The organism is Psychrobacter sp. AOP31-B2-9 (assembly GCF_052378005.1).
Classification (GTDB): Bacteria; Pseudomonadota; Gammaproteobacteria; order Pseudomonadales; family Moraxellaceae; genus Psychrobacter.
In genome coordinates this window covers 21,052-27,186 of record NZ_JBQSXG010000035.1, presented here as the reverse complement: position 1 = coordinate 27,186, position 6,135 = coordinate 21,052, and the positions used below count along the sequence as shown (strand labels likewise).

At 40.3% G+C, this 6,135-nt stretch carries 5 protein-coding genes; 2 read left to right on the top strand and 3 right to left on the bottom strand.

Annotation, left to right across the window (positions count from 1 at the left end):
* Positions 1–12 precede the first annotated feature (12 nt).
* Positions 13–792, bottom strand: coding sequence for a hypothetical protein (locus tag ACT3SX_RS06115; protein WP_192521020.1), 780 nt, complete (start codon positions 790–792; stop codon positions 13–15).
* 955 nt (positions 793–1,747) lie between these two features.
* On the opposite strand from ACT3SX_RS06115, the gene ACT3SX_RS06110 reads away from it, so the two are divergent.
* Complete coding sequence (locus ACT3SX_RS06110; protein WP_192519235.1) at positions 1,748–2,635, top strand: energy transducer TonB; 888 nt, start codon at positions 1,748–1,750, stop codon at positions 2,633–2,635.
* 219 nt (positions 2,636–2,854) lie between these two features.
* The gene (locus tag ACT3SX_RS06105) at positions 2,855–3,730 is read left to right on the top strand and encodes a mechanosensitive ion channel family protein (RefSeq protein ID WP_192519236.1); all 876 of its coding nucleotides are present in this window, start codon (positions 2,855–2,857) and stop codon (positions 3,728–3,730) included.
* Between the two features lie 103 nt (positions 3,731–3,833).
* Here the strand turns inward: ACT3SX_RS06105 and ybeY are convergent, their stop codons facing one another.
* Complete coding sequence (gene ybeY / locus ACT3SX_RS06100) at positions 3,834–4,424, bottom strand: rRNA maturation RNase YbeY (protein ID WP_192519237.1); 591 nt, start codon at positions 4,422–4,424, stop codon at positions 3,834–3,836.
* 268 nt (positions 4,425–4,692) lie between these two features.
* Positions 4,693–5,787, bottom strand: a complete 1,095-nt coding sequence (locus tag ACT3SX_RS06095) for a PhoH family protein (RefSeq protein WP_192519253.1) — start codon at positions 5,785–5,787, stop codon at positions 4,693–4,695.
* Positions 5,788–6,135: the final 348 nt, after the last annotated feature.

The window sequence follows — 6,135 nt, the reverse complement described above, 5'->3', positions numbered from 1 at the left end:
AATATGTCATGTCTATACTGTGCTTGGTATAGCAGCCTCATTTGAAGGGTTGACGGATGCCTGCATTAGATCAGGCTCATCATCATCGCTAATGATATCTTCGTTGCTACTTGCAGCCAGTAAGTCACGGTAGTTAACTTGAGCTTTTAAAATCATTTGCTCTTCTTCAAGATCGGCATAATTTACTTGTACCTTATGCAAAGTACTAATGATTTTTTTGTTATTTTTTAGCCAACGATGAATGTCAATGTAAATGACTTCATCTTTTGCACGGGCAATCTTGATGTAAGATAGTAGAAATCCTAAAGGGTCTTTTTTAAGGATGCTGTGATAGAACCAAATAAAGAACTTAACACCTTGGCGTTTAAGGTAAGACTCACAGCGTAGGTTGAGAATATCAGTATAGGTCTGCTGACCAAATACCAAACGTTGGACATTGCGATCAAGCTGAACATGAACTAGGCTAAAGTTACTAGCCACCTCGACATAAATCCCCGCTGTGTTAATCGTGCTGTATAGGCGAAACCAGTCGTCATGCATTTCAACACGCAACTCTAAGATGGCTTTTACATTATTAGTGACGAATTTTTGTAGTGCATCATTGACGTATTCTTGTGTCACTGGTAAGGCAAGCTCGTCTTCAAATTTATCAGCTGTTTTGTCATATACCTGTCTAACGGACTGGATAAGACGTTCCCAACCATTGCTGAATGACTCATCGAAACGGTAGTTAATATCCTCAAAAAAATCGTCAAAATCCTCTGAATTATCTAAGTTATCAAAATCACTCAAACTGCTTATCCTTATAGTTTATAGGCGTATTGTTGAATAGAGCGTGCACAGAAGCGCTGATCAAGACAAGGTAATTAGGGCGTGTTGAACATTCAAATATTAGGGCTGCTGATTGCTAAAATTGCACCAAACTGGCGCAAGCCGACGATAATGTCGAGACCTTAACTAGGCTTGTAACGACGTTTGGGGTGATTTTAGCATCAGCCCTTTGGGGCAGTACTCTTTTTTGCCAATATATGGCGAAATTGTTTAACCTAGAATGACTAGGTATCAAAAATTTCACTGCATATTGTCTAAAAAATAGTCGCTGCCAGCACCACATTTGAATGTTCAACACGCCCTAATACCAGTTACAAAAACTAGAGTAGCCAAGAAAATGAGTTTGATATGGCCAATCTTACTACTTAGTTTTGGTATAAAGTGGTTTTGATTTGGTAAGATGATACCTATAGTTAGAGAACAGCTAAACGGCTACTCGTTCCTAGATGTAATACTTGTACAATTTGCAGTCAGCTGCCTTGTATCCGTTCTAGAGTTCTTTGACTATACCAAGTAGTATATATCAAATATGATGGCTACAAAATGTACGCATATACTTTACAGTCATTCACTTAGTAGGTATTAAATATTTGATGGTTATCAATTGAACTGAAGGCACGCCTTAATTATACCCAGAATATAAAGCCTAATAGGCGTGGCTACTATAGTCAAATCATCAACCGATTTTAATTTGGCGTATTGATTTTGTATTAGGTTTGACAACATTCTTTTAATTAGTCGGCCAAAGATTGTAAATATTGCGCGAGTGGGGTAAATTGCTCAAGCAATAGTTATACTAGTGACATAATTCTTTGTCATGTTATCATAGCGCCAGACTATACTATGCATATTATTATAACGCTTATTATCTGCTGTTTTGTACCTATAAGCTCGTACCCATAAGCTGAGATTGACCGTGGCCTATATTAAAGATTCACAAAGCTATCATTTTTCCGCGCAAGTACCTAAGCGGGATATTAGCTTACCTGTTGCTGTTGTTATTGCAGTGGGTGTACACGCATTGATTATTTTTGGTGTTAGCTTTTCTATGGGGAGTGATCCTGCTGCAATGATGCAAGATGTTGCAAAAGTGCTCACTGATAACATGCAGCCAAACGAAGATGCCCACTTTATCGCTAATGCTTCTCAAGAAGGCGGTGGTACGATAGAGGAGCAGTTGCGACAAGAAAATGATCAGTTCAGTCCACTCTCTGCTGAGCAAATGGGTGAAACGCAAGATGTCATTAGCTTGCAACGCAAAGTGCGGCAGCAACGCTATCAAGAAAGCTATTTACGTACGACACTCAGTTGGCGTCAAGCCAATGTAGAGTCTGATAATGATAGCAAACAAGCACAAGATGATCTAATAGCACAAGAAGAGCGTCTGCGTAAACAAGTCGCTACCTTAGAGGCGCAGTTATCTCAACGTCAACAGGTCTATGCGACCAAATCCAAGGTCGTGACGGTTGATAGTAACTCAACGACACGTGGTTCTGCTGCAGATTACATCAACACTTTTCGCGAGCATGTTGAGCGTATTGGTAATCTACATTATCCGGTACAAGCTCGAGCGCAAGGCATCACAGGTGACGTACGTCTGATGGTCATTATTAGTAGTGATGGTAACGTCAAAGCCATCCGCCTGCTAGAAAGCTCCGGTTCAACGATATTAGACGAAGCTGCTAAGCAGTCGGTGAGACAAGCAGCACCTTTCGGTAAATTTACCGAAGACATGAAGGATATCGTTGAATTGCGTTTGATTCGTACCTATCAATACACTGACAAAGTTGATGTGACTTATTAGCAGACACTAGGGCATGTCTTCAATTCACCTGATAGTCATCTAAATGGGCTAAAAACGGCTAAATCTTGCCAAACAGCGTTAAATAGCTGGTTAATATCCTGATATTATCTGCGCTATTTTTATCACCATTTTTGAAATGAAGACACGGCCCAATATTTTGATTTGTAGATGAAAAATATCCTCAATTCATCAAACACAGCTATAAAATAAAGAGTTAGTATGGAATTTTTAGGTTTTACTATAGATATTGCTACCCTTACCAGCAACACATTAAGTTTAGTTCTTAAGGTTGCACTAGCAATCGTAATATTCATCGTGGGTCGCTGGCTCGCTAAAAAAGCGGTTGCCATTGCTCAAAAAATCATGATTCGTAGTCATTTAGATGATACCATTGCTAGCTTTTTGAGCCGGCTGCTCTATGGTGTACTATTGGTGATAGTGGCACTGGCAGCACTTAGTAAAGTTGGTGTACAGACCACATCTGTTGTGGCTATATTGGGTGGTGCCGCTGTTGCGATTGGTTTATCATTAAAAGATCAGCTGTCGAACTTTGCCGCTGGTATTATGATTGTGGTTTTCCGTCCATTTGTACGTGGTGATTATGTGCAGATCAGTAGTTATACTGGTACAGTGACTGAGATTACGTTGGTCAATACTCATCTAACGACGATAAATAATCATGATGTAATCATTCCTAATGGTGATATCACCACCTCAGCGGTCATCAATTACACCGCATTGCCCAATCGGCGCGTCGACATCACGGTTGGCATCGGCTACGATGCTGATATCAAAACGGCCAAAGATGTGATGTTAAACTTAGCAAGGAACAACCCGCTAGCGTTTACTGATCCTGAGCCTGTCGTGCGCGTGACCAATTTGGGTGACAACTCAGTGGATCTAACTCTAAATGTTTGGACGACCAATGCTGATTGGTGGACGATGCAATGCGATTTGCTAGAGCAGTTTAAACATGCACTCGACGATGAGAAGATTGAAATTCCATTCCCGCAGCGTAGTGTTCATGTTAAAGGGCTGGATCAGATGATTAACCAAATGAATCAATCACAAAAGCTACCAATGACAAAAGACTAGCTATCAATTGATTAGGGCGTATTGAATACTCATAAATAGGCACTGCTGATCACTAAAACAATTTCTGTTAGTGCTATGGTCAAATATCAAGTACGCCCTATATTTAAGCATAAGGATTTGGTAGGTTTAAACCTGCCAAAACCTCAATCTCAAAAAGCTCCATCTCATCTTGCTCAGCCTGTCCGATCTCATGGTCAAACCCCAGTAAGTGTAGCATGCCATGTGTTAATAGGTGGCTAATGTGCTGTGCGACTGTTTTCTCCTGTTCTGCTGCTTCACGCACTATCACATCATGACAAATAATCAGCTCGCCGAGTGCTAGGGTCGGCATCAGATCGATGATAGTGGCTGGCAAGTCACTAGGATAAGACAGAATGTTAGTCGCATAATCTTTGCCTCGTGCTTCCAAGTTTAATTCGCGACCTTCAGTCGCATCAGTAATGTATATATCAAGTGATTTTTGTTTTTCTTGCCACAGTTCAATATCAATTTCTGCAAAATAGGGCAGTACCAAACCATTATTAATACGCCCATCTATATAATCTAAAGTCGCATTTATGACAGGCAGGAGCATGTCACGATGATAAAAAGCATCGAGAATCTCGTCGTTGATGCTATTCGTAGCACTGATGTCTAATATCTCAAAGCTTTCATTGTTTTGTTTCAAACTATCATCATTATTATATTGGGTCATGTTGTTCTCTCCTTACTTTATTACCATGTTGTTTGTTTAATTTGCTCGAACTGATCAAGATTAACTTATACCATTCACAAGAATACGATTAGCTGTGTCAAAATCGCTTAGCCTACAATGTGTAGTGCTTGTACTCTTTTTCCTTGCTACTCTAATTTTTGTGAATGGTATTACTAATGCTAACCATCAGTCTAGCAGCAAAAAACCGGACTACTAATCAGTAATCCGGTTTTGCATTTCTATGGAAGTAAATAGCAGGCTAGCCAGTTTATAGTTTGGCTGCTGCATTAGCGATGGCTTGTCTACGCTCTTGCTCTTTGATACGCTCAAACTTACGCTTTTCTTCTAATACTATTTGTTCTTCATCGAACACATCGTATGCTTCGACAATTTTTTGTACCAATTGATGGCGTACCACATCTTTTGAATCAAACTTGGTGATATGAATTTCTTCAATACCACTTAATATTTCTAGTGCTTGGCCCAAGCCTGACTTATGACCACGTGGCAAATCCACTTGGGTGATATCACCAGTAATTACCGCTCGTGAGCCAAACCCTAGACGGGTCAAAAACATTTTCATTTGCTCAGGCGTGGTATTTTGCGCTTCATCTAAGATGACAAATGAATTGTTTAATGTACGGCCGCGCATATAAGCAAGGGGAGCTATTTCAATGACTTGCTTTTCAATCAGCTTACCTACTTTTTCAACGCCGATCATTTCATATAGCGCATCATATAATGGGCGTAAATAAGGATCGATTTTTTGGGTTAAATCACCCGGCAAGAATCCTAGTTTTTCACCAGCTTCTACCGCTGGACGCACCAACAAAATCCGCTCTATCTCATTACGCTCAAGCATGTCTACGGCACAAGCAACCGCTAAATATGTTTTGCCTGTACCAGCAGGGCCAATACCGAATGAGACGTCAGAGTTTAGTACGTTTTGGACATAGGTTTGCTGATTGCCACCGCGAGGAATGATGCGACCCTTACGCGTGCGCAAACTAACGGGTGTGAACTCATGGGTGACATCGAAATCTTCTTCTTTGGCAGCATCTTCTTCTGCGCGTTGCGCATCTGCGGCCATGTCTTCATCACGAGAAATGCTCGATTGGATGATAAGGTGCAGCTCTTCTGCGCTGATGTCTTTTTTGTTTTGCGCTTCATCTACCATCTTATAAATAATACGTTCACCGCGCTCAACACCAGTCACATCACCGCTCAGGCAAAAATCACCTTGACGCTGCATGATTTTGATATCAAGGCGTTTTTGGATATATTTCATATGATTGTTGTATTCACCTAGCACGATTTTAAGCTGTGCTGGCGTCAATGATTCAAACTTTATACGGCGGCTCATGGAGTCAGTCAAGCGATTATCCTTGTGTTAGGCGTCCAAAATGATGTTGTTTTATTAAGCTTTGGACTTAAGAGATAAAATGGTTAGTCGTTATTGTCTTAGTTTTAAATTTTAGAAATAGAAATGACGGTGGCAGTATTATTGGTTTTGCTGTCGGTTCTGTTGTTTGTTTTATGAATGGTGATAAGTAACGGTCTTGCCTTTATTATGGTAGATAGTTTTTAAATTTCAAGCCATGCAGCATCTACATGACGTTGTTTTTGTATGGTGATTGCAACTGTCATGCTTTATTTAACGTTTTTACAAGATCAGGGCGTGTTGAACATTCAAATGTGGTGCTAGCAGCGA

Coding starts and splice junctions, on each gene's coding strand:
- ACT3SX_RS06105 (WP_192519236.1), top strand. CDS start 2,855: ATGGAATTTTTAGGTTTTACTATAGATATTGCTACCCTTACCAGCAAC.
- ACT3SX_RS06095 (WP_192519253.1), bottom strand. CDS start 5,787: ATGAGCCGCCGTATAAAGTTTGAATCATTGACGCCAGCACAGCTTAAA.
- ybeY (WP_192519237.1), bottom strand. CDS start 4,424: ATGACCCAATATAATAATGATGATAGTTTGAAACAAAACAATGAAAGC.